This window comes from Scytonema sp. UIC 10036 (genome assembly GCF_009725235.1).
In genome coordinates, this window is the sequence record NZ_WJFC01000038.1 from 33,520 (window position 1) to 56,781 (window position 23,262).

21 protein-coding genes and 1 riboswitch are annotated in these 23,262 nt (G+C 41.1%); of the genes, 9 read left to right on the plus strand and 12 right to left on the minus strand.

The genetic code is table 11. From position 1 onward, the window contains the following. Positions 1–911 precede the first annotated feature (911 nt). From murF to F7734_RS60780, 3 genes are all read right to left on the minus strand, one after another. The gene (gene murF, locus F7734_RS19145) at positions 912–2,279 is read right to left on the minus strand and encodes a UDP-N-acetylmuramoyl-tripeptide--D-alanyl-D-alanine ligase (protein ID WP_155746164.1); all 1,368 of its coding nucleotides are present in this window, start codon (positions 2,277–2,279) and stop codon (positions 912–914) included. 375 nt (positions 2,280–2,654) lie between these two features. Then, positions 2,655–3,101, minus strand: coding sequence for a tellurite resistance TerB family protein (locus tag F7734_RS19150; RefSeq protein WP_155746165.1), 447 nt, complete (start codon positions 3,099–3,101; stop codon positions 2,655–2,657). A gap of 232 nt (positions 3,102–3,333) precedes the next feature. Further along, positions 3,334–3,492 carry a hypothetical protein gene (locus F7734_RS60780; protein ID WP_166481998.1) on the minus strand — a complete coding sequence of 53 codons (159 nt, stop codon included), beginning with the start codon at positions 3,490–3,492 and terminating at the stop codon, positions 3,334–3,336. A gap of 432 nt (positions 3,493–3,924) precedes the next feature. Between F7734_RS60780 and F7734_RS19155 the strand changes: the two genes are divergently transcribed. Both F7734_RS19155 and F7734_RS19160 read left to right on the plus strand, forming a co-directional pair. Continuing rightward, entirely contained in the window at positions 3,925–4,167 is a 243-nt protein-coding gene (locus F7734_RS19155; RefSeq protein WP_155746166.1) for a hypothetical protein, read from the plus strand. Positions 4,168–4,224: 57 nt separating this feature from the next. Continuing rightward, positions 4,225–5,163 (plus strand): hypothetical protein, encoded by a 939-nt coding sequence (locus tag F7734_RS19160; RefSeq protein WP_155746167.1) that lies wholly within the window; start codon positions 4,225–4,227, stop codon positions 5,161–5,163. Positions 5,164–5,261: 98 nt separating this feature from the next. Here the strand turns inward: F7734_RS19160 and psbA are convergent, their stop codons facing one another. Further along, positions 5,262–6,344: a photosystem II q(b) protein gene (psbA, locus tag F7734_RS19165; RefSeq protein ID WP_155746168.1), complete on the minus strand. Its 1,083-nt coding sequence runs from the start codon at positions 6,342–6,344 to the stop codon at positions 5,262–5,264. Between the two features lie 673 nt (positions 6,345–7,017). On the opposite strand from psbA, the gene F7734_RS19170 reads away from it, so the two are divergent. From F7734_RS19170 to F7734_RS19195, 6 genes are all read left to right on the plus strand, one after another. Further along, positions 7,018–7,806, plus strand: a complete 789-nt coding sequence (locus F7734_RS19170; RefSeq protein WP_155746169.1) for a glycosyltransferase family 2 protein — start codon at positions 7,018–7,020, stop codon at positions 7,804–7,806. Continuing rightward, complete coding sequence (locus F7734_RS19175; RefSeq protein ID WP_155746170.1) at positions 7,796–9,022, plus strand: glycosyltransferase family 4 protein; 1,227 nt, start codon at positions 7,796–7,798, stop codon at positions 9,020–9,022. The genes F7734_RS19170 and F7734_RS19175 overlap by 11 nt, the downstream gene beginning before the upstream one ends. 69 nt (positions 9,023–9,091) lie before the next feature. Continuing rightward, a complete protein-coding gene (locus F7734_RS19180; RefSeq protein WP_243146966.1) occupies positions 9,092–10,690 on the plus strand; it encodes an efflux RND transporter periplasmic adaptor subunit in 1,599 nt (532 codons plus the stop codon). Positions 10,691–10,703: 13 nt separating this feature from the next. After that, entirely contained in the window at positions 10,704–12,062 is a 1,359-nt protein-coding gene (locus F7734_RS19185; protein WP_155746171.1) for a tetratricopeptide repeat protein, read from the plus strand. Further along, positions 12,059–15,415: a glycosyltransferase family 39 protein gene (locus F7734_RS19190; RefSeq protein WP_155746172.1), complete on the plus strand. Its 3,357-nt coding sequence runs from the start codon at positions 12,059–12,061 to the stop codon at positions 15,413–15,415. Before F7734_RS19185 ends, F7734_RS19190 begins: the two co-directional genes overlap by 4 nt. Before the next feature lie 112 nt (positions 15,416–15,527). After that, a complete protein-coding gene (locus F7734_RS19195) occupies positions 15,528–16,499 on the plus strand; it encodes a lysylphosphatidylglycerol synthase transmembrane domain-containing protein (protein ID WP_155746173.1) in 972 nt (323 codons plus the stop codon). A gap of 68 nt (positions 16,500–16,567) precedes the next feature. Here the strand turns inward: F7734_RS19195 and F7734_RS19200 are convergent, their stop codons facing one another. From F7734_RS19200 to F7734_RS19225, 8 genes are all read right to left on the minus strand, one after another. Further along, a complete protein-coding gene (locus tag F7734_RS19200; RefSeq protein WP_243146967.1) occupies positions 16,568–16,825 on the minus strand; it encodes a hypothetical protein in 258 nt (85 codons plus the stop codon). A 157-nt stretch (positions 16,826–16,982) separates the two neighbouring features. Then, positions 16,983–18,260 carry a glycosyltransferase gene (locus F7734_RS19205; RefSeq protein ID WP_155746174.1) on the minus strand — a complete coding sequence of 426 codons (1,278 nt, stop codon included), beginning with the start codon at positions 18,258–18,260 and terminating at the stop codon, positions 16,983–16,985. A 160-nt stretch (positions 18,261–18,420) separates the two neighbouring features. Next, a riboswitch (cyclic di-AMP (ydaO/yuaA leader) is annotated at positions 18,421–18,646 on the minus strand. Positions 18,647–19,186: 540 nt separating this feature from the next. Beyond that, positions 19,187–19,924 (minus strand): TIM-barrel domain-containing protein, encoded by a 738-nt coding sequence (locus F7734_RS66145; protein WP_347566235.1) that lies wholly within the window; start codon positions 19,922–19,924, stop codon positions 19,187–19,189. Continuing rightward, a complete protein-coding gene (locus F7734_RS66150; protein ID WP_347566231.1) occupies positions 19,914–20,075 on the minus strand; it encodes a hypothetical protein in 162 nt (53 codons plus the stop codon). The genes F7734_RS66145 and F7734_RS66150 overlap by 11 nt, the downstream gene beginning before the upstream one ends. Positions 20,076–20,126: 51 nt before the next feature. Next, entirely contained in the window at positions 20,127–20,360 is a 234-nt protein-coding gene (locus tag F7734_RS66155; protein ID WP_347566232.1) for a hypothetical protein, read from the minus strand. 101 nt (positions 20,361–20,461) lie between these two features. After that, on the minus strand, positions 20,462–20,752 hold the full coding sequence (locus tag F7734_RS19215; RefSeq protein ID WP_347566233.1) for a glutathione S-transferase domain-containing protein: 291 nt from the start codon (positions 20,750–20,752) through the stop codon (positions 20,462–20,464). Continuing rightward, positions 20,749–20,982 (minus strand): DUF2795 domain-containing protein, encoded by a 234-nt coding sequence (locus F7734_RS19220; protein WP_243146968.1) that lies wholly within the window; start codon positions 20,980–20,982, stop codon positions 20,749–20,751. The genes F7734_RS19215 and F7734_RS19220 overlap by 4 nt, the downstream gene beginning before the upstream one ends. A 363-nt stretch (positions 20,983–21,345) precedes the next feature. Then, entirely contained in the window at positions 21,346–21,780 is a 435-nt protein-coding gene (locus F7734_RS19225; RefSeq protein WP_166481999.1) for a response regulator, read from the minus strand. 365 nt (positions 21,781–22,145) lie between these two features. Here F7734_RS19225 and hppD point away from each other — a divergent pair, with 365 nt between their 5' ends. After that, a complete protein-coding gene (gene hppD, locus F7734_RS19230) occupies positions 22,146–23,237 on the plus strand; it encodes a 4-hydroxyphenylpyruvate dioxygenase (RefSeq protein WP_155746176.1) in 1,092 nt (363 codons plus the stop codon). Positions 23,238–23,262 lie beyond the last annotated feature (25 nt).

The following is a 23,262-nucleotide window of genomic DNA, read 5'->3' on the forward strand; positions in this document are numbered from 1 at the left end:
CAAATTTTTCAGTTATATGTAGTATAATTCGGCTATCTTAGAAGCGTCAATTTTTTTTACATTTGTTTTACAGAATAAAATATACAGCAGTTGTTACGTTTTGAAACTAAGATACGAAATTTAGTAGTGTCACATAAGACAAGATCTTTAATAAACAATATATTCCTTGGATTATGAGCACAACTATGGCAACATTATCACATAAATTATAATGGGCGGTCGTAGAAAATTCCTCAAATATGAAGATCATTCCCTAAGGTGCAAAATTTATTATTACATTAAATTATTACACATAGAAAATATACATTTTTCTGAAAAAATTTTAGTTAGGCCGCTAAGTATTGAATTTTAATTATCAAACTATTTTACGGTCCATCGGTGTTTTTACTATCGGGTAGATTATGTACAGATCAAACAACTATGAAGCAATGCGTTCTTTTCTTTAAACTAAGTAAATGAACTGAATTCCCTGTTATCCGATACCAGATCATCTTTTTTTAGTGATACAAATATTCTGGTAAAGGGCGCAATGCAAGAGGCGCCCATACGACCCATATATATGTATCAGCACATCGTGAATTGGTATTAGGCAAGTTTACTCTCATTCTGCAATATCGAGAATTCTTCATAATAGACATCTCCGAATAAGATGTAAGGGCGCTCTTGCGTTGCGACCCTACCAAGATTTTAGGGTAATACGCAATTACTCTCTTCTCATTAAAAAGACCCAAATCTCTTAGCTCTTATGTGTGTTCTGGCCTAGTAACGTTCATTAAATCAGTGATCTTCTGACGCAAAGACAGTCAGAACAGGTTGTATTGGCAAACAGGAACCCCACCTGAAATGTCTAGATCTTTTAGTATTTTTAGGTAGGGACTGCGCGTTCTCATTTCTGTTCAAAATGCGTATCTTTAGTTGTGGGCAGCGTCAATAAACTCTGGCCGGAACTGACTGACAACCTTATCCAATCCTACAGAGTGTGCTGCTTTAAATAGAATTCGATCGCCCTCTTGTACAAATGTCTTTAACCGAGCTACCAAATCTCCATGGGTTGAAAAGCATTCACAGGGTACACCTTCTGCACTCTCGGCTATAGCTTCGGCATCTTTTCCATCAACCAAAACCAACAAAGCGTCCAAGTTTAATTTTCGCACTGTCTCTCCCACTTTTTGGTGAATTTGCTGCGATCGCTCTCCTAATTCTTTCATTGCACCGAGTACAGCTATCCGCCGATGACCTGGTGTTTCCGCTAGTAAATTTAATGCTGCTTGCATTGCCTCTGGTGCAGCATTGTATGTTTCGTCCAATATTACCACATCATTGGACAAAGTAAAACGCTGCGATCGCCCTCCTGGCATATTCACCGTCACACCCGATTCTAAAAATGACCAATCAATATCCAGCACTTGCGCGACTGCTAAAGCTGCTAGAAAGTTGGTTGCATTGTGGCGTCCGGGTAAAGGTAAGGGTAACTGTATCCCAGCAACTTCAATGGTTTCGCTATCAACGAGTCTGCCTTGGATATCACCACCAGACAACCCATAGGTTAAAACTTTTCCCTGCCACACTTTCGCTGCTGTTTCAATCAATAGCGGACAATCATGGTTGAGAATTGCTACACTATTTTTAGGCATTTCTGCTAGCAACTCACATTTTGCTTGAGCGATCGCTTCCTCAGAACCCAAAAGCTCAATGTGTGCCGTGCCGACATTCGTAATCACCCCAATGGTTGGATATGCTATGTGAGTCAGTTCGGCAATTTGCCCTTTTCCGCGCATCGCCATTTCAATAACCGCAAAGTCATGTTCTCTAGTCAGTTGCAGCAAAGTCTTTGGCACACCAATTTCGTTATTGTAATTGCCGTATGTTTTAAGAACTTTTCCTTTTGTCGCTAAAACAGCAGCAATGAGTTCTTTAGTGGTAGTTTTACCTACCGAACCTGTGACCCCAATAACTGGAATTTGAAACCGATCCCGCCACCATCTACCAATTTTCTGATAAGCCAAGAGTGTATCATCGACTTGCAAGATCGGAAATTCAACACTCTCATATTTAAAATCGACAATAGCTGCCAAAGCACCATTGTCTATAGCCGTTTGGATAAATTCATGTCCGTCAAATCTCTCACCACGCAAAGCCACAAATATTTCACCTGGCTTGATAATACGGCTGTCCGTTTGTATACCGTTGCTTAATTGTGCTAGCTCATTTTCAAATAAATTAACGGGTTGAGCAGAAAGAATCTCAACTAACTGGCTTAGAGCGATCGAAAAAGACATAATTTTAAATTTTAATCTTCGTTACTTCACTTAGGGAACACCTCGCCCATATGCAGGACAAGATTCCTTAAATGTTAATACTGTTCCAAGTTATCTGGAACAGCCCGGAAATTTTAACAGTGAACAGTGACTGGTGACCAGGTATCGGCGCTACAATCATGAGAATAGCCCTAGTAATGTGATACCCACCAGTAAAAAAACGCAGAACTCGTGCGAACCCACATAAAAGCATAGCCAAAAGAGCTAAATCTCTTTTGGCAATCCTAATGTATAAGAGTTTATGGAATTGAGTCTATATGAGTTTTGGCTACAGGAGCATAATAAAACAAGCTCTGCTCCAAACGTTCAATATATAACATTTTTCAGAAAAAAGCATTAGCCCCTGTTCTTAATCACCATCACTTCCACAATCTGAGTAGCGATGTCACGAGAAATGTCCAAAGAGTGGCACAAGTCGTTCAAGAAATCCTGCTCTTCTCGAGTCACGATACCGTCTGCCAATACCAAATCCGCAGCGACTGCAAAAGCAGCTTCTTTCAAGTCATAGGGTAAAGATTCTTTTGCTAAGTTAAATAAAGCGTCTAAACCATCCCTTCTTAGAATACCAAGAAGCTTGTCAAACATTCTGTTGATGACATCATTGGAATAACTTCTGAAGAGCTTCATCCGAGACAGTGTAGCAGAAACACTACGAGCCTCCTCATCAGAAAGATATCCGTCTGAGGCAGTTGCAGCCAAGGTGATAGCAGCAAAAGCTTCTGCTGGCGTGAGGATGTCGTAGACTTGGCTTTGTGCGCCAAACACTTTGTCAAATAGACCCATTGTTGTTTACTCCCTAATTGGTGTCTCATCAGCAGTGCGTCTACCCATGCTTAGATCGCTGTCGGTGGATGGTGCATCGCTATGAGACTCTTATGCTTTAGTGTTCCCAAGATTTTTCACAAATGAACACTTCCACTTAATTGTTCTTGACAAAAAGCTAACTTTTCGCTAAAGGGAGTAAAACTTCTCGTACACGTAGATGTTAGTTAGTATCGATTTTAGCGATATAACCCTAGTTTAACCGCTTCGTGTCTATGCGCTCGCCAGATTTTTCTATGGTTTCAATGATTGCCAAACCTATGCCGGAAACAGCAATAAGTAACAAAACCGAAGCCAAGAAGGCGTTTACGAGTATCCGAAGGGCATCATCAAAAAAAATGTAGCTGCTCATTGTCCGATCTTTTGAACTCAATGGTGCTAGTACTGACAAATTTCTTCACACCGCGATAAGCGTTTTTCGGTGATGAAATACTAGCATAAGCATCTTAACAAAACTTTAGCTCTTTCATAACGATGTTTATACTTTTTCTTTTTGAAGCTTGGATAAACTTTTGTTACCGGGAGGAAGCGTCTGAGGCAGAAGCCCGCAAAAAAGAACAATAATCAATTTTATTCGGAAAAGATAAGCAACTAGCTAAAGGTAGTTGTTATTGCTTGTCTCTATAAGTCAAATGATAGATAACGCCTCTTCTACCTTTTGACAGATGTGTCTGGTGTTAGTATGGTTTCACTTTGGCAAACTCCTCTCCCGCAGTTTGGGTACGCAACGAGCCGCGTCGTTGTCTACTTTTACAGCAGCAGATTATGCTTGTGGACTCCAATTATGTTTTCACGCTTGGTGGAAGCTATCTCGCTTTACCATAAAGGACGCCTCTATGGGTTGAACTTTTTCATTTTTCCTGCTGATTTAAATCCTCTGGTTTTCCCAAACAATTTATTTAATGAAGCTAAACTTTCTAGATCGAACAACTTTTTTCCCATACCTCAAAAGCTACATTCTTTGCCAATTCCTGAGAAAAGTTATGTAGAGAAGTGTGATAAGTTTTATCGTGCAGCAGAATATTAGGTTAATTCCTACGGTAGAAGCACGTATTTCCCCGTAATTGTAAAATTCCTGAGTCTATTGGCAGTAAAACCGCGATCGCGCTTTGCAGGAATGACAATTACCCTGAAAAATTCTGAAATTCAACTTTCCATTCGACCCGATCTTGGTGGTCGGATTGACCAACTGCAAGACTTGAAAACAGCACATGAGTGGCTGTGGCATCCTTTAGATTACGATCCACAGCTATCCCGCAAGCTTGAAGTGGGTGCATCGTTTGATGGCAATTGGACTGGTGGTTGGGATGAAATTTTTCCCAATGATGCGGCTGGTGTGTTCCAAAATCGGCAGTTGGTGGATCATGGCGAGTTGTGGTCGCCAGCTTGGGAATTGTTGGAAAAGTCTGAGCTAAGTGTCAAGATGGCACTTACTTGTCAAACAGTACCCGTACAAGTAGAAAAAACTATTGCCCTTGATGAAAACCAAGCAAAAGCAAAAATAGACTATTTGTTTAAAAATCAGTCGGAAGAAACCATTCCGTTTTTATTCAAGCAACATGCAGCTATAGCCATTGAAGAGGGAGATGAAGTTCTCCTTCCAGACTGCACTATTGAGCCAGCAGTTCTGGAATTCAGTAAAATTATTGGTCGTCAGGAGAAAACTCGCTTCCCAAAAGCCTTTGCAGCCGATGGCAGTGAAGTCAACGTGCAGCGTATTCCACCGCGATCGTCACAATTACAGGAATTTTATTATAGTTCTCAATTAGCTGTAGGGCAATGCGGAATCCACAATCAGCGATCGGCTTCCACTTTGCTCATGAGTTTTGATATTGCTGATTTTCCCTATGTTTGGGTGTTTGCTAGTTTTGGCGGATGGCAGAATCATTACGTACTCGTGCTAGAACCTTGTACTAATATTCCTTACGATTTGGAAATTGCTTGTCGTAATGGAACTTCGGCGCTACTACCTCCCCAATCATCACAACTCCGGACTTTAACTGTTGAGTTACAACGTTTGTGAACTTTTATGTACCTTATATTCTGTTTAGCGCGCTAAAGCGCAACTACAAACCAAAAAGCGCCCCTCTTACGAAGGACGCTTTTCTTCTAAATTAATGATTAACCGTTGATAGCAGGAGCACTGATAGCAACAGGTGCAACTTCAGCAGAAGCTAAGTCGAGAGGGAAGTTGTGAGCGTTACGCTCGTGCATCACTTCCATACCGAGGTTGGCACGGTTGAGGATGTCTGCCCAGGTGCCAATCGCACGACCTTGGGAGTCAAGTACGGATTGGTTGAAGTTGAAACCGTTGAGGTTGAACGCCATGGTGCTGATGCCCAGTGCGGTGAACCAGATGCCTACTACTGGCCATGCTGCCAAGAAGAAGTGCAAGGAACGGGAGTTGTTGAAGCTTGCGTATTGGAAGATTAAGCGACCGAAGTAGCCGTGTGCTGCTACGATGTTGTAGGTCTCTTCTTCCTGTCCGAACTTGTAACCGTAGTTCTGAGATTCGGTTTCAGTTGTTTCACGAACCAAGGAAGAAGTTACCAAAGAACCGTGCATTGCACTAAACAAGGAACCACCGAACACACCTGCTACACCTAACTGGTGGAAGGGGTGCATGAGGATGTTGTGCTCAGCTTGGAACACCAACATGAAGTTGAAGGTTCCAGAGATTCCCAAAGGCATACCATCAGAGAAGGAACCTTGACCAATGGGGTAGATTAAGAAGACGGCAGTGGCAGCAGCAACAGGTGCGCTGAATGCTACGCAAATCCAAGGACGCATTCCCAAGCGGTAGGACAATTCCCACTCACGACCTAAGTAGCAGAAGACGCCAATCAGGAAGTGGAAAACTACCAACTGGTAAGGACCACCGTTGTACAACCACTCATCTAGGGAAGCCGCTTCCCAGATGGGGTAGAAGTGAAGACCAATTGCGTTGGAAGAAGGAACAACTGCACCAGAGATGATGTTGTTACCGTAGAGCAAGGAACCTGCAACGGGTTCGCGGATACCATCGATGTCTACTGGAGGAGCAGCGATGAATGCGATGATGAAGCAGATAGCTGCGGAGAGCAAGGTGGGGATCATCAATACGCCGAACCAGCCGACATAGAGGCGGTTTTCGGTAGAGGTGATCCAGTTACAGAACTGCTCCCATACGTTTGCGCTTTCGCGACGCTGTAAGGTTGCTGTCATTGTCTTATGTATTGCGATGAATTTAATAAACTAGGTAATTGCTTACCCTACTGATTAATTTACATTTCTTTACCTAATTTAGCAATATCATTAACTTTAGTAAAGTTTATATTATTTATTACTTCTACTTATTAGTGGAAACTTCACACGACCTCGTTCCCAGGCTACCTCGTTCCCAGGCTACCTCGTTCCCAGGCTCCGCCTGGGAATGCCTTACGGGAGGCTCCGCCTCCTGTGCTCTAACTACCCGCGAGGCAGAGCCTCGCAATCTGCATTCCCAGGTAGAACCTGGGAACGAGAGACTGGAACCTGGGAACGAGAAAGAAAAAATTGTTTCACTTATCAAAACTTATACTTACGTGACAGACTGCGGGATGTGGGTTATACTAATAACACCTGTGTTAAATGTAACTTTGAGGTGCGCTACCCCTATCGACCGACGTGGTGATGAGAAAAGAAGGGGATTGCAATGCAGAATTTTGATACTAATATCATCTTTGCAAATTTTAATCTAGCGGCAAATAAGCCTGGGATAGACATGAGTGTCTATCTTCACAGCCGTATTTTCAAAGCTTTCGTTTCAATATGCAGTCTAAATTCTCAAACTGCACGATTGCGACTTTGTTGGAGAGCAAACCGATAGCTAAAAAATTTGCTTGGGTGGAAATTAAATATGTTAAATACATCTGGTGCTACTTTAGAAAAAGCTCCAACTTATTCGTGTCTCAATTTAATTGAAAGTCCTTCTATCGCAGTAGTTATACCAGCGTTAAATGAGGAAGGGAATCTTGAAAAACTGCTTCTTTATCTAGAAGAAACTTTCCTCAACCTTGGCTTTACTTTACCAGTAGTCATAATTGATGATGGCAGTACAGATAGAAGCCCCGAAATTCTTGCTCGTCTCAGCGAACAATATAAGTTTTTAAAAGTCATTCGCCATCCTCAACGGCGGGGTGTAACGGAAGTTTGGAAAACAGCTTTAACATATGTCAAAACGGATTGGATCTTTTGGGGACAAGCAGATTTAGAGTCCGATCCTCGAACCGATATTCCTTTGCTATTGTTACAAGGATATGTAACTGGGGCAGATGTGGTTGCAGGTTGGCGACAAAAGCGCGGTGATGGCAAAATTTTTGCTTCTAAATTTGCCAACTTTACTTGTCGTTTGTTCTTTGGATTAAAAATTCATGACATGAACTGGATAAAATTAGTCCGCCGCGATCTGTTGTCTAGTTTACCTATCGAAAAGATTACTCACCGCTATTTATTAGCAATACTAGCAGCACAAGGATATTATATCACAGAAGTTCCGACTCCTTGGCATAATCGGTATTCAGGAAAAAGTAAATTTGGCAAAAGGCGTCTAATGACTTCCGCGATTGATTTTGTCAAGTTATGGTGGTGGTTTCAAACTGAAGGTCGTTTCATTAATCAACGTCGTTTTGAAATTCATGAATATTAAAGGTAAGCATATATTAGTAGTCACTTCTGTCTATCCGATGACGGTTGATGGCAATCATGGTGCTTTTATACGGGAAGCAATTTTACGCTTGCAACCAACAGGAGCTAAATTCACAGTCTTTGCTCCCGCCTATGAAGCTTGTCAAAGTTATATATTAGATGGGATTAAAATTTACCGCTTTCGCTACTGTCCAAAACACTTTGAAAATCTTGCCCGTGATGGTGCTCCTACCAAGTTGCAAAGACAACCTCTTTATTTGCTAGTTGCGGCTTTGTATATTTTTTTAGGTACATTGCAATTGTTTTGGGTGTGCTGTAGAGAAAAACCAAACCTACTTCAGATTCATTGGCCTTTTCCTCATGGATTGATGGCTTTCCCTAGCAGCGTTTTACTAGGTATCCCGATGGTGTTTAGTTTTCACGGTGCTGAACTGCTGTTAATGAATAAGTTCAGTTTTGTAGCATATATCCTTCGTTGGTTATTGCCTATTGCTAAAGGTGTTACAGCCAATTCTTCCTTTACTTATGGGTTAATTCGTAAACTTTACAACAACCCTGTTACCATTATTCCCTATGGTCTGACTATCGAAGTTAAACACAATCAAGCGCGATCGCTACAGGAAGTCCCTACACTTTTGTTTGTCGGTAGGCTAGATGAACGCAAAGGCTTGCGCTATTTATTGGAGGCTTTACCTTTAGTGTTGGCTGAAAGATCGGTACGCTTGAGAGTTGTGGGCAAAGGAATTCTCGAACAAGAAATTAAGTCCCAGTGTCACACCTTAGAGTTAGATAATGTAGTTGATTTCTTGGGATTTGTCAGTAAAGAAGAACTCGCTGATGAATATGCAGGATGCGACATCTTTGTATTACCAGCGATAGTGGATAGCAAAGGTGACACGGAAGGTTTGGGAATTGTGGCGATCGAGGCTTTAGCTCACCAAAAACCTGTTATTGCTAGCGCTGTTGGGGGAATTCCAGATGTCATCCAATCCGGTATTACGGGATTGTTAGTACCAGAAAAATCTCCTGAAGCTCTAGCACAAGCCATCCTTACCTTGCTATCAGATCCTGTTAAAGCCATAACAATGGGGCAAAAAGGTTTAGCCGATGTTCAATTCCGTTTTTCCTGGTCTCGGATTATACCAATGTGGCAGCAAGTTTTTGCTACAGCTCTGGATTCCTGTTTCAATGAAAAAACTCCTGAAAGAATTGTATAGTAAACATTTCCTAAAACAGCAAAGCCATCGCTTTCGCACAGCAACTATAGTCTATCAGAGTTGTAGAAAATGACGCAGTCCCATCTATCTGTATCTAATGGAGTTTTAACGACGTTTGTAGCAGCCCCCTTGGGTGTCATGGGGATTCTCTCTGTGACCATTCTTTTACCAACTTTGAACGATCCTCAATCAAGAATTTACTATTCAAGTATAGGTTACCCTGCACTACAACGTGTAGCTGGCAAACCAATTACAGTTCAGACTGTCGCATCAACGACAAAAACTGTAGAGGATAGTCTAGCCGCTCCGGGCGAATCTGTTCCCCTCCAGGAAGTAGATGTTCGCCCTTTGGTATCAGGACAAGTAGAAAAAGTTTACGTAGCTGAAGGGCAGTGGGTACGTCGCAGTCAACCCCTACTTCAATTACAAAAAGCATCTTTTCAAGACAGGGTGAATACAGCTCGGAACAATCTTGCCACTGCTGAAAAGAATCTTCAGGCTTTGCAAAGCTTAGCACCTGAAAGACTGTCAGAATTACACGAAAATGTTAGGCTTGCCCAAGCAAGGCTATATGCAGCTAAAACTAGACTCAAAGCCATCGATACTTTAGCAGAGCAAGAAGTTAAAAACAATGTCGCAGCTGCTCAAGCGAGGCTAAAGACATCTGAAAAAAAAGTGCAACAGCTTCAATTGTTAGTACAGCAGGGAGCTATTGCCAAATTTCAACTATATGATATGCAAGATATTTATGCTACTCGTAAAAGAGAACTACTAGCTGCTCAGCAAGGAGTTGTTGAAACTGAAAATAAGCGATTTATTAACCAAGATTTTTACATTACTCGTGAAAACGATTTTATTTCTGCTCGTAAAGCCCTGGAGCTTGCTCAAAAAACTCTAGATAAAGAACTGGCAGATGCTCGCCTCAGCTTGGAAAACAGAAAAATAGAACTGCAGGAGGCTCTAAGAGATTTAAATAGAACAGTTATTTATGCCAGTACCGATGGTTTGGTAAGTAGAGTCAATATTCATACAGGAGAAATAGTAGATTCTCGTAGTAGCGATTCTCTGCTCACTCTGGCTCAAAATACTGTTTTTAAAGCTTACATCGACCAAGCGCGACTTAACAAAGTTAAGGTAGGTGATAAGGCTACAGTTCGTTTGATAGCTTACCCCGGACGCACTTTCAATGGGCGAGTCATCCAACTCAACCCTACAGTCGAAACCGATGCCACCAAACCCAGCAAAGCAGGTATTGACCGTCAGTATACCTATTCTGTATGGGTTGCTGTAGATAATTTGCAAATGTCTCCTGGGTTGCAAGGTTATGTTGAGTTTGAACGCACTAGCACCCGCTTAGTTGTCCCAGAAAGCTCCGTGAGTCATTTGTCTGCTGGTGAAGGCATGGTGATGGTTGCAGAAGCAGGCAAAGCTGTTATTAAAAAAGTGAAGCTAGGGAGGACATTTGACAACCAACGGGAAGTGCTAGAAGGTTTAAAACCAGGAGAACTCGTAGTCCTATTCCCTGGAGCATTACGTCCTAATGATGCAATTGACAGCCAATTCGGTAAATACCAGACAACAAGCCCAGAAACTGTAACCAATACTACATTTTCTCCACGAACTGACAAAAACCAGTCCGTACAAATACCAGTTGCTAAGAATAGTTAGGAAATTATTGAGCATGAAGAATTTGGCTTATTGGCAAAACTGGTTAAATCGGGAAAAAATTATTCTTCTCATAGGGTCTCTATTTTTACTTTTTGGAGCAACTTTTCCCTGGTACCGATTACCGACTCCAATTTTAGAGGCGTTCGGAACAAATCTTGTTTTTACAAACATTGGCAGGATTGTGGCAGGAATGTTTGCTTTTCTGGGTTTAGCGTTTACTTTCTTATTTAGTATCAGTCACGCTCCTCGATCGCTATTTTGGACTGGGTTGATATCAGTTTTACTCTTTCCTTATTTCATAACAACTTGGAGTCCTAAGGTTGCTTTTATTGCATCTAGCTATTACAAGCAAGTGGAAAGTGTATCATATCATGTAAATAGCAATTTTTCAGAAGTTCAAGCCCAGTGGAAACAGAATATTTTTCTAGATAAACCAGAACCCCCTCCAACAACTTTTGAACTTTCTATTCAAGATAGTCGGTTTTTCCAACTTCCTTCTTGGGATAAAGTTTTGCAAAATGGATTGGGTTATAAAAATAGCTTTTTTAGCTTCATTGGTAAAGGTTGGAGTTACAGTTGGATTGGGTTTGTAATTAGCTTAATAGGATATTATTTGGCAGATGAAAATAAAAATGTACAGTTGTTGATTCGGGATGTTAGTTTGTTCTTTCTCGTTACAGTATTATTATTGACTATTATTTTGATTTCACAGGTAGGAGTTAATATTGTTAATTATCAACTAGAGACTCAATTTGCAAAAGGAGAATATGGCAAAGTTGTTAATATTAGTAAAACTTTGGCATCATGGTATCCTCCTTTACAAGGCGACGAAGCTTTTTTCGAGCGATTGGCAAAGGCAGAGTTTTACGGAGGTGAACCAGAACCAGCTTTGCTTAACTTTGTTAAAGGACTAGAACACTATAAATTAGGTGATTTTCAAGAAGCAGAAAACGACTTTCAAAAATCTTTGTATATCCAACCCAATCTTTTTTTAGCTAGAGGATATCTTGCATCAGCTATCCTCAATCAAGGAGTAAATTATCTGAAAGATTCTAATATTAGAAAGCCAGGTACAGCAGCAGATATTTTTGAGAAAGTTTTGCAAATTTTCCCCAATCATGTCGAGGCTCTTTACGATTTGATGTTGGCAAGAGTTGTGAATGGAGAATTTCAAAAATCAGCAGAGACTGCGAAACAAATCATACAAGGGCAGCAGTACTTTCAAGAACCAAGTATTGGTTTGTTGGGACAAGCTTATTTACACTTAGCTTGGGCTGATTACCATAATGATGATATTAACAAAACTTGGGAACGGTACCGCCAGTCTGTCGATCCCAGAACTTGGAGTAAATTTTCTGGGGAAGAGAAATGAAACAGCTAGTGCAAAAAGAAAGGGGGAAAAGCTTAATTTATAGGATTTTCAAGCGTTTTCAATTAGATAGTTATTTTTGCGAGACTGCAGTAGAGCGTTGGTTGGCATTGGGACTGCTATTAACCTTGGGACTTTTACTAGGAATGTTGGGTTTTTCTATATGGGAAAAAATCCCCTCTCCTGTAGAGCGAGTTATTTGGTCACAACAAGCTCAATGGATTGCTCCTCAAACACCAACTTACCGTTTTTATGCTCGTCATACCTTTTATTTATCCGATAGTGCCAAGGTGGCTTGGGTTGCTGTTAGTGCAGATAATGATTTTACTCTGTACGTCAACGGGCAACAGGTAACAAGAGAAAACAGCCGTTTCAACAACTCTGTTGGTTTGAGTACTGAATTAAAAATGCCGTTTCAAGCTATTAATGATAGCGATCGCTACCGTGTTTCAACTGGACTCAATTATTTACTTGCCAGTTCCAACGATTGGAAATTAACAGCTTATGTAGATATAACTTCATACTTGCGTTTGGGTAAAAATGTCATTGGTTTAGAAATCCAAAAAGGACAAACAAATCCGCGTGTAGTTGTTGAGGGAGTTGTTTATCCTATTGCTGATAACAAGCCAATTATTCTGACAACAGGAGTCGCTTCTTGGCAAGTCGCAAATCTGTCAGAAACCCACCGCTCGCTTCAATGGTTTGACGTAGATTTTCCCGATACAAATTGGTTAGAAGCTAAAGTGCTGGGTTCTGTTAAAGAAGCAACCTACACTCGGTTAAGTAAAAATTTGTTCGCTCGCCCCCTACAGGGAAATTGGGTGACTGGAAACCACAGTTCTTATGGAGAGGTATGGCTAACAGGTGTATGGCAAATGCCAAAAACTCAAATTTCTCATGCCTATATTCGCTTTGCTGGAACAGGGGAATATTCCCTACTACTTAACAGTGCTCTAGTTAGCCATTACAAAATAGAAGATGGCAAACAGTTACATCTTGTGGAAGTGACAAAACTTCTGCAACCGGGTAGTAATATTTTAGCCGTAAGGCTGGCTCATTCTTTAGAGCCAAGATTAACAAATGGCTCTGTAAACTTTTTCTTGGATGGATGGGCGGAAAGAGAAAAAGGTGAGATTATTGGGGCGATCGCAACCGATGAGACTTGGAAGACTTTGGCAGAGCCAGTAGTAGGTTGGGTAAAAGGAGAGGGTTCTGGAAAACCTGCAACCCTTCTAGGTTTACCTCAACGGCATAAGTTTCAACACAGTTTTGAAGGTAATGCCTATCTGCTGAATTACCCGCAATACTTGTGGCGTCAGAGTATTTGGCAATTCCTTGCTGTTGGCTTGACTTTGATTTATGCCTTAATTTTAGGTTTTTGGTTGGGGTACCGGGATAGTTGGTGGCATAGCTTGAATGCAGGAGCAGCAATACTTTCACCAGGAACTCTGTTTTTAATCGGCATTGGTTTACTCAAACACCGCTATGCAGAAGCAGAAATTGGGCTGTTGTTTGCTCAACCAAAAAGCAATTACGTAATATTGCTTGGGTTTGCGAACATTGTGTTGCTAAGTTTGATATTAAGTCAAATGAAAAGTAGATTGGGGACATTACCTCGCGGAAGCTTGTGGTTTTTCTTTGGGGTGGTTACCTTTATTGGTGTGGGCTTGGTAACAGGAGAAAACCTTGTCCTTATTCTGCTTTTTGTTGGTGGAATCATCACCCTAACTAGCAATTCTAGTTTTCCTCTCGTTCCCAGCCTCAGGCTGGGAACGAGGGGGAGAGGGCAAAATTGGTTGACACAAATATGGCGATCGCACGATCGATGGTTGTTGGTATTGATTGTAACTATCGGTTTTGGACTTAGGGTATATCATCTCGGTTTCATGGACTTGGATTCTGATGAAAATACCTCCCTTGATGCAACGAGAGGAATCCTTCGCACAGGCGCTCCCATAGCAACTTCTGGTATTTGGTACACTCGCGGACCTTTCTATCACTACTTACTAGCTCTATGGCTACGGATAATCGGAGATTCTATCGTCCATGCAAGGTTTTTTTCCGTACTTTGGGGTACAGCCACCCTAGTTTTAATTTACATCTTTGCCCGTAAGGTGACTGGAAAAGTTTGGATTGCTCTATTTATCACTGCAGTTTTAGCCCTCAGCCCTTGGGAAATTTGGTATTCACGTAACATCCGATTTTACCAACTTCTACAATTTCTGACTATTTTATCTTTCTGGTTATTTTTCAAAGGTTTCATTGAGCAAGCAAGCAAACGTTATCAATACCTCTTTTTCATTGCTCTCACGTGTACTTTACTCACCCAAGAAATCAGTTTAACGATCCTGCCAACATTTCTCCTTGGTTTTCTTTACTTTTACCGTCCATTTCGATTACTGCGCGATTGGCAGATTGTTTTAGGTAGCATAATGACCTTAATTATTTTTATCTACTGCCTTGGTTTTTCTTCCATCCGACTTTTGACTCCTCTAGCTGCATTATCTGATAGTACAGCGTCCTATCTGAGGCTTCACTTTTCCAATATCACAGAGTTGTCTGCCAATTTCTTTATCGGTCCTGACAGAATGCAAACTGTATATACATTGTTTTTTATGATGGGATTTGTCTACTTCTTCAAACAGAATAACCTTCAAATAATATTCTTTTTTAGTGGTATTATTAGTCAAATAATTATTGTCACAATTCTCAGCTATCAGTCAGAAGAGCGATATGCATATGGTATTTATCCACTGTTTATTTTGCTAACTATTTATAGTACAATCTCTATAACAGAAAGTTTAGGTAATAAGTTTCAGTTAGTATTGAATGGTGCAATACCGCTACGAACAATAACCTTGAGCTTTGCTATTCTCCTATTACTGATCAATACACAGCCTACTAGAATGTTGGCTGGCTATCAAGAAGCTATTAACAGACGCAATACTTCGATATTTGAATATATACGCATTCACAAACAACCAGAAGATGTAGTCATTTCACCAACTCCTTCTTTTGGCTCAATTAGTTTAAATGGTTTAGATTACTTTTTATTAGGAAGCAACTTTTTTGATGGATTGTACTGGAATGAAGGCAGATTGATTGACCGTTGGGCGGGTGGGGTAGTCGTTAGTAACATAGACCAAATGAATCGTATTTTAGAGAAATCGAAGCGCGTGTGGCTTCATATAGACGACATTCGAGAAAGTAGAATTAACACTGAGACTTGGCAGTATATTCAAACCTTGGGTAAACCAGTCATTGATACCTTTGGTACTCGTTTGCGTCTTTGGCAACCAGAAGATGGATTGCCAAGTCGAATACCAAACACAGGTAAAGATTTAGGAGCTTATTAAGAAGAATTTTGGATTTTAGATTTTGGATTTTGGATTTTACAAGTTAGGAGCAAGAAATTATTAATTAATTATCTATTTAATTATGATTAAGTAAAAAAAATTAGATTCAACTATGAAAATAAATTCGCTCGCTCTTCTCAAAACACTCGTCAGTATCAGTCTATTAGCATGGGTATTCACTCGGATAGATTTCAATCTAGCATTGAATCAGTTTAAACATCTCTCTCTGCCCTTTATCATCTTTGCTTTACTTTTCTACACAGGTTGTCAATGGTTGAGTTGCTGGCGCTGGCTGGTAGTTCTGAATTCTAGCGGTCATTCAGCACCAATAAGCAGCCTGCTAAGCAGCTATTTTGCTGGGATGTTTTTAAATATTTTTCTCCCAGGCGCTCTTGGTGGAGATGCTTACCGAGTGTATCGAGTTGCCAAACACGTTCAAGACTCAGAAGTAGCACTCGTATCCGTATTTTTAGAACGATTCACAGGTTTAGTAGCTTTATCTGCTTTGGCTTTAATTGGTCTCCCTCCAGCATTTAAACTAGTGGCACGTTGGGATATTGTTCTACTCTTTCTGATTTGTGTAGGAAGTTTAGTAGGAGCAGTTTTGCTGATATCAAGTCCTCAGTTGTTGATTTGGGCAGAACCTTGGCTTTTAAAGTTTCGCCTGAGCGCAATAGCTGCTCGTTTTGCTAAAATTCAAATCTTGTTACGAAAATTCGCCCAACACCGACAAGCTCTAGCGGTATCAATGAGCCTTTCACTATTACTACAGCTAGCGATAGTTGCTTATCACTATTTCATAGCCCAACAACTTAAAATTCCTATTTCTTATTTACAACTTTTAGTATTTATTCCCATTATTGTGGTAGTGACTTTACTTCCTATATCTTTAGGAGGACTAGGTCTAAAAGAAGGTTTATGGGTGTATCTATTCAGTCGAGTTGGTTTAACTGCCGAACAAGCCCTACTCTTATCTCTAACAATAACCGTTCTCAGTTGGCTGTTAAGTTTGCCTGGGGCTATCGTCTTGCTTCTGGATTTTACGGGATTTCAACTGGTGATACAGGGGAAGCAGGGAAAGTAGGGAGGAATATATGTTAGCTAGTACGGGCGGGGACGCCCGTACCACAAGACAGAAATTTTGCCGCTATTTTACGCTTGTAGCGCGACCTCACTTTCCACAGATGTCGAGGAAAGAACTGTAGGAACTGATTCTATCTCCACTCGCACCCATTCAGAGTATACATCTTCCAAAAATCTACTGCGATCGCTGTTTCCGTTAGAATTCTCTCGCACTTTGAGAGTCGTTATGTAAACTCCTTGTACGACTTCATGCCCGTAACCAACGACTTGACCAATTAGCCCTGTAACTTGATGGCGTGCATAGTCACCAATCTCTAACATTGTCATAACTCCTTGACTAAATAGACGGAACAGTTTGTTTTTTACTTTTGCTACAGAATATTGAAATCTGTTGAACAGTTGTCACTTGAGGCGGTGAAATGATTGCAGCTTCCTTAATAGAGCGATTGAGGAATACTAATTCAAGCGCTCGCACAAGTATCAATTAAGCAACAACCTGAGGTTCTCTCTCTTGTATGGTGACAACTTCCGGTAACAGATGAGTATAAAGATGAGTTAATCTGGAAGCAACACTTTGCCAGCTAAAAGCTATTTCTACACGCTGTCTGCCTGCTTCACCAAGGCGATCCCGCCACTCTGGATTGGTCAGAATGCGGTCAATAGCAAGGGCGAAAGCATCTTCATCCTTGGGAGGAGCAAGCAATCCTGTGACCTCAGGCACCACTGTAAATTGCAAACCACCAACATCACTTGCTACAACTGGAGTTCGGCTAGCCATTGCTTCAATGGCAACTAAACCAAAAGGTTCGTAGTGACTCGGGACTACACACACATCAGCCGCCGCGTAGTAAGAGGGTAGAACAGACTCATCAAGCCGACCTGGAAAGGCTGTGCAATTTTCTAATCCAAGTTCAGACACAATACTGGCAATGCGATCCCGCTCGATTCCATCACTATAACCAGGACGGCTGCCACCCCCAATAATTAATTGTAGGTTAGCTACAGAATGCAAACTCGACTTTGCAAAAGCTCTGACCAGCGTTTCAATTCCCTTACGTTTATCAAAACGACCAACGTAGAGCACTACCTTCGCATCAGGAGCAATACCCAATGCTTGACGTGCTACAGATCGTTCTATCGAGCCAAAGTTATCGATATCCGTACCGCAAGGAATGATTTCTATGCGTCCAAGAGAGGAAACCAGCTTTCGCATGTGTTCCTGTTCTTGGGGGCTAGTAGCAACAACTCTATCTACACTCTCCAGACAATTTTTTTCAACCGCCAGCCGGATACTGGCTATTGCTGGCATGTCAGCAACAGTACGGTACTTCACTGCTCCTAAGGAGTGGTATGTATGCACTTGGATCAATGGCTGGCGCTTTTTCAGTTCCATACCCACCCAGGAAGACAACCAATAGTGAGTGTGAACCAGAGAATACTGAAAACCTTGACTTTGCTGGAATGCTTGAAACTCTGCGATAAATTCAGGTAGATGATCCAGTAGGCTATCCCGACCTATAAACTCCATGGGACCTGCTTTCAGACGAATTGTTCGGCAGTTAGTTCCATGTTGGATAGTGGCTGCTTGCTCAGAACTACTGCGGCGAGTGAACATATCTACCTGCCAACCTTTTTGAGCTAGTGCATAACCTACCTGACGGACGTATACGTTTTGTCCACCAGCCTCTTCTTGTCCTATTTCTGCAGCAGGATCTCCATCCACAGAAATCAAAGCGATGCGATGCTTTTTTGTCAGTAACATAGTTAAAATTCACCACATGGCAATCTTTCCTGCCTCAGATATCTGAGTGGAGGTAGTATGACCCCTTACCCAAAGCTAAGGGCAGGTACAACGAAGCGCACAGATACCAGCCAAGGATACCGACGAGAACAAGGCATTACTTGTTAAGAATGCTGCTCGCTCAGTCTCCTCTCAATGCCGACGAAGTTAGCTGACGGGCTAGGACTGAGAGATGTCCCTCTTTACATAAGGATGAAATGCTCAGTAGGTCAGATGAAGTGTGAAAGGCTAGTTCTCATTTATCCTCGCTACCTGACTCCTTATCCTTTTTAAAGATTAGCCCCAACGGTGGTTCCTCCGCTCCAGGCTTACCTATGGGAACACTGTGTTTAAGGCAAACCGTGAATTAGGCAGACCGATCTATATTGTTAAGAATCTAACTCGTAACCTTCACATAAGTCAACCTTTTTTAAGGAAGACTTCCTTTAGCAACAAACATTGCTACTCTCCAATGCGTTATATTGCAAGTTGTGTAATTCTGGTAACTGTTTGACAAGACAAGCTTGGTGCAACAAGTTATGGATAAACAATGTATTAAGTACGACCTCCATCTAAGATATATCCTTCTTAGAAAGAAATTTCAACATTTTAACATAAGTTAGCATAAATATATTAATTTTCTTTAAAAGGAATTATATGAATTACTTTTTAATCTGTTTTTTTATTGCCAACAATAACATTTTTTATATCTAAAGAGAGATGTAAAAAAGTCTGTTTTGTTGGAAAGATTAACCGATAGGGTGAGGCCTCGTAGGAAAACTCAACAAATGTCTGTAAATGTTGGGTTTCGTTCCTCAACCCAACCTACTGGATGCGAAGCTTACCGAAGAGATTGCTGACGCCAAGCTCCTCTGAGTCTGCAAACTCGAGTATTTGTCCAGTGCAAGTCACTTCCCGATCGTCAACCCGTAGACATTGTGCGCTTCGCGGTGATCCCCGCCCCTACCTTCCATATAATGTTGCGTTACTTTAGGAAGTGAGCGATCGCCCCAAGCAATAAAAGCAGCTGGTTCATTCATATCGTGCCAAAAACCAGCGACACCCACATCCAGCAAATATTGATATTGCCGACTCCACCATCTCCGAACTTTGGGGTTAGTAAAATCTGGAAATACACACCAACCAGGCCAAACAGGTGCGACAACAAGTTTACCATTGGGGCGTTTGCAAAATCCGTCCAGTATTTGACCTTCCAAAAATAAATTACTGTGACGGCTGTACTTAATACCTGGATTGAGAATTGCAATACATCGCACCCCAAGTTCTTTGAGTTCTTGTGTAAAACTTCCTAATTTAGGAAAGCGATCGGGATCGATAGTAAAAGCTCTGTTGCCGACTTGACAATCTATATCTAAATGAATAGCACTTAAAGGCAAATTGCGATCTTGAAATGCTTGGGCTTCTTCTCGGATTTTTTCTTCTGTACGGTATCCCCATTTAGATTGATGATAACCTAAAGCCCAGAGAGGAGGTAAAGGGGCACGCCCAGTTAATTCTGTGTAGCGTTCTAAAAGTTGAGCAGGTACACCATACGTAAAGTAATAACGTAGCGATCCCCTCTCAAAATTAGCAACAGCAGTTTCTCCAAAGGTAAAATAAGCGTCAAAAGAGTTTTCATAAAAAATTCAGATAACTGCCAAAAGAGTGCAAACCCAAATACACGGGAATACATAGATACATCGGATCTGAACCAGGACCATATATACCCGCAGCATCATAGTTCCACATCCGATATGTTTTTGGTTGTTGCTTCTCATTTTTAGCAGGAAATGGCATAAGGAATAGGTGGTACACTGGGTTTCCAATCAACTCGAACAAACTCTTCAGTTAGAAATGTAATTCTGCAAGTTCAAAATAGAAATTAGCACCTCTGTCTGTCAGTTCAGTACGATTAAGTTTTCCAGGCTTATTAAATCCTTTTTCTGTAGAACGCTTGAAAAATTTGCGTTCTATGTTGTCTCGTTTGCAAGAATAAAGAAGTGCATGAGGCGTGTATTTGAAGTAAAAGAGAGAACCCCAAAAAAACTTTAGCTTTAGTTGAATTTCCTTAAGACTATTCATAATATAATTTGAGTTATTAGTCCTTTGTAAGGATATTATGGCGTTGCTGAAGGAGCAAATAATTTATATTCTCATTCAGCAATGCCCAATATAGATTGCCTTTAGGCACAGACTTTCTTCACACTGGCAAGCTGGTTAGCCTTATCCCACCAAGCCCGCAATTTTGGAGTTTGAGCAACGATCTCCTCAAACTCTGGTGCCTGCAAGAGGTAGATAAAAATGGGAATCAGGAAGAAATCGGCAAGAGTGACTTGGCTACCAAGCAAGTATGGGCTGGCAACAGCTAGAGCTTCGATTGCCTCTACAGCCGTTTTTGCAGGTGCAACAGCATTTTTTACCTTATCTTCATCTGTCTTACCACCCTGACTTGGTACGATGAATCGCTGAATCACAATTGTGAGGATTGCAGGAGCATAGAGATAGCTATCAATAATCTGCCAATTGCTTGGCTCACATCCGTGGGTGTTTCGTATTGCTGATTTGGCAAACGCCTCAAAGCCCGAAGAACTCCCTCATCAACGCCTTTTTCCTCAGCGTAAAAAATTAAGTCTTTCTTGCTTACCGGATATTGAACTTCATTCAAGCTTTTCTGTAGCTGTACGTGGTTTACTCTAATCATCATGACAACCTCCTATAAATGGATTGGGACTCACACTAATTTCTCTGGTCGTAAAATAAATGCGTTACGCATTCTAGCGTTAAGCCTCCCGCTTCTAGCGCACTCAGTTCATAGATCCACAATCTACTCTGAAGCGACAAAAAATGATTGTGAAGATACCTACTGTTCATCAGACCAGTTTAATGTTGAGTTTATTCGTTAATTAAGATACAAATTTTTGGACTATTTGAACTTCCTACTACTGGAGGAAAAAAATCAAAAATTTACCTAGATACTTTTTCTAACATCTATCGCAAGAAATAAATTCATGTTTGAATTTCTTATAAGTACAATTGCTTGAAAATATCAAAGCACTTTTTGACTTAATTACTCTTGATTTTGGGGAATTAACAACATCACTTCCCTTAAAATTTCTTCAAAACCACGTATAGACATAGGTTTGACAAAATATAAGCTGATGCCAAAAGCAGCAAACCGCTTGGCGTTATCTGTATCTGTAGAACTGCTCATGACAACAATCGGTAAATCCTTAAAATCATCTTGTTGTCTAATCCACGTCACTAGCTCTAACCCAGATATGCGAGGCATTCTTGTATCTGTTAAAACGACGCTCGGCAATGGGTAAATATTTCTGTCCCCATAGGAACCTTCACCTAGCAAATAGCTGATAGCCTCATCCCCGCTTGTCACGCTTTTTAAGGACATCTGTAAGTTGGTTCTTACAGCAGCACGTTGAATAAAAAGTAAATCATCAGGGCTATCCTCAACCACTAGCACGGTAGGTAACTTGGTATCACTCATCCTAAACCTCTTTGTCATAAGTACAAAACTACATATTAAGTACATAAGTTAACAAAGCATACCCTGGCAAAAGAAAAAGTTAATTTTATAATCGAATTAGAGGTTATACCATTTTACGAAAAGGATAATACAAAGTAGTATGTAGAGACGCAGCAGGGTGCATCTTTACAAATTTGTGTGTATCGCGATGAAAGTGAAATGATATTAATGACTAAAAGCCGATTTTTTGAAAAAGAGAATGTTTTGCTCTGATTCCCAGAGTCGCATAACTTGTATTCAAAATCACTTATGACACCTCATAGAATAAATATAATACTTGTGAAAAATTTATTTCCAGTATTTCCTCTGAACTGCGAGGAATCCAAATGATTGACTTCTGCCCTATTAAATGCTTCGACCACCTTGAGTTTTATGTTGGAAATGCAAGGCAAGCAGCACTGTTCTATTCCAAGTTTTTTGGGTTTACCAATACAGCTTATCGGGGTTTAGAAACTGGCAGCCGTGAAGTAACATCCTATGTGATGCAGCAAGGAGAGACGCGCTTTGTTTTAAGTGCAGCACTCTTTGCCAACCATCCCATCTCGCAAAGCGTGCTGAAGCACGGTGATGGAGTTGCGATCGTCGCTTTTGAAGTGCCAGATGCTACAAGCGCTTATAAAGAAACAACCAGACGGGGTGCTGTAGGAGCGATCGCACCGACTGAAGAAGAAGATGGATATGGTGTGTTGCGTTATGCGGCTGTCCATTCCTACGGTGATGTCTTGATTAAGTTTGTGGAACGGAGCGATTACTCTGGAATCTTTGCTCCTGGCTTTATACCTCGATACCCAGCCAACAGTAATAACTCTGTAGGTTTATGCAATATCGATCACATTGTAGGCAACGTCGAATTAGGTGCGATGAACAAATGGGTACAGTTTTTCACTGATACAATGGGTTTTAACCTCCTAGTGCATTTTGACGATGAGGCAATTTCCACAGAGTACTCAGCCTTAATGTCTAAAGTGATGCAAAACGGTACGGGTAAGATTAAATTACCAATTAACGAACCAGCCAAAGGGAAACGCAAATCTCAGATTGAAGAGTACTTAGAATATAATAACGGCCCAGGAGTACAGCACATTGCCTGCGCGACTCATAACATTATAGAAACAGTCTCTCAATTAAAAAAAGCCGGGTTGGAGTTTCTGCACGTACCGAGAACTTATTACGAAAACTTGAAAGAGCGAGTGGGTGACATTGATGAGCCGATTGAGCAACTAGCAGATTTGGGCATTTTAGTAGATAGGGATGAAGATGGGTATTTACTCCAGATTTTCACTCAGCCCGTGCAAGATCGACCAACGCTTTTCTTTGAAGTGATTCAGCGCCATGGAGCACAAGGTTTTGGTGAAGGCAACTTCAAAGCCCTGTTTGAAGCGATAGAACGCGAACAAGCGATGCGGGGTAATTTATGATGCACCAAATACAGGGAGCTTAGGG

Coding starts and splice junctions, on each gene's coding strand:
- murF (WP_155746164.1), bottom strand. CDS start 2,279: ATGTCTTTTTCGATCGCTCTAAGCCAGTTAGTTGAGATTCTTTCTGCT.
- F7734_RS19150 (WP_155746165.1), bottom strand. CDS start 3,101: ATGGGTCTATTTGACAAAGTGTTTGGCGCACAAAGCCAAGTCTACGAC.
- F7734_RS60780 (WP_166481998.1), bottom strand. CDS start 3,492: ATGAGCAGCTACATTTTTTTTGATGATGCCCTTCGGATACTCGTAAAC.
- F7734_RS19155 (WP_155746166.1), top strand. CDS start 3,925: ATGTTTTCACGCTTGGTGGAAGCTATCTCGCTTTACCATAAAGGACGC.
- psbA (WP_155746168.1), bottom strand. CDS start 6,344: ATGACAGCAACCTTACAGCGTCGCGAAAGCGCAAACGTATGGGAGCAG.
- F7734_RS19170 (WP_155746169.1), top strand. CDS start 7,018: ATGTTAAATACATCTGGTGCTACTTTAGAAAAAGCTCCAACTTATTCG.
- F7734_RS19175 (WP_155746170.1), top strand. CDS start 7,796: ATGAATATTAAAGGTAAGCATATATTAGTAGTCACTTCTGTCTATCCG.
- F7734_RS19180 (WP_243146966.1), top strand. CDS start 9,092: ATGACGCAGTCCCATCTATCTGTATCTAATGGAGTTTTAACGACGTTT.
- F7734_RS19185 (WP_155746171.1), top strand. CDS start 10,704: ATGAAGAATTTGGCTTATTGGCAAAACTGGTTAAATCGGGAAAAAATT.
- F7734_RS19190 (WP_155746172.1), top strand. CDS start 12,059: ATGAAACAGCTAGTGCAAAAAGAAAGGGGGAAAAGCTTAATTTATAGG.
- F7734_RS19195 (WP_155746173.1), top strand. CDS start 15,528: ATGAAAATAAATTCGCTCGCTCTTCTCAAAACACTCGTCAGTATCAGT.
- F7734_RS19200 (WP_243146967.1), bottom strand. CDS start 16,825: ATGACAATGTTAGAGATTGGTGACTATGCACGCCATCAAGTTACAGGG.
- F7734_RS19205 (WP_155746174.1), bottom strand. CDS start 18,260: ATGTTACTGACAAAAAAGCATCGCATCGCTTTGATTTCTGTGGATGGA.
- F7734_RS66150 (WP_347566231.1), bottom strand. CDS start 20,075: ATGCCATTTCCTGCTAAAAATGAGAAGCAACAACCAAAAACATATCGG.
- F7734_RS66155 (WP_347566232.1), bottom strand. CDS start 20,360: ATGAATAGTCTTAAGGAAATTCAACTAAAGCTAAAGTTTTTTTGGGGT.
- F7734_RS19220 (WP_243146968.1), bottom strand. CDS start 20,982: ATGATGATTAGAGTAAACCACGTACAGCTACAGAAAAGCTTGAATGAA.
- F7734_RS19225 (WP_166481999.1), bottom strand. CDS start 21,780: ATGAGTGATACCAAGTTACCTACCGTGCTAGTGGTTGAGGATAGCCCT.
- hppD (WP_155746176.1), top strand. CDS start 22,146: ATGATTGACTTCTGCCCTATTAAATGCTTCGACCACCTTGAGTTTTAT.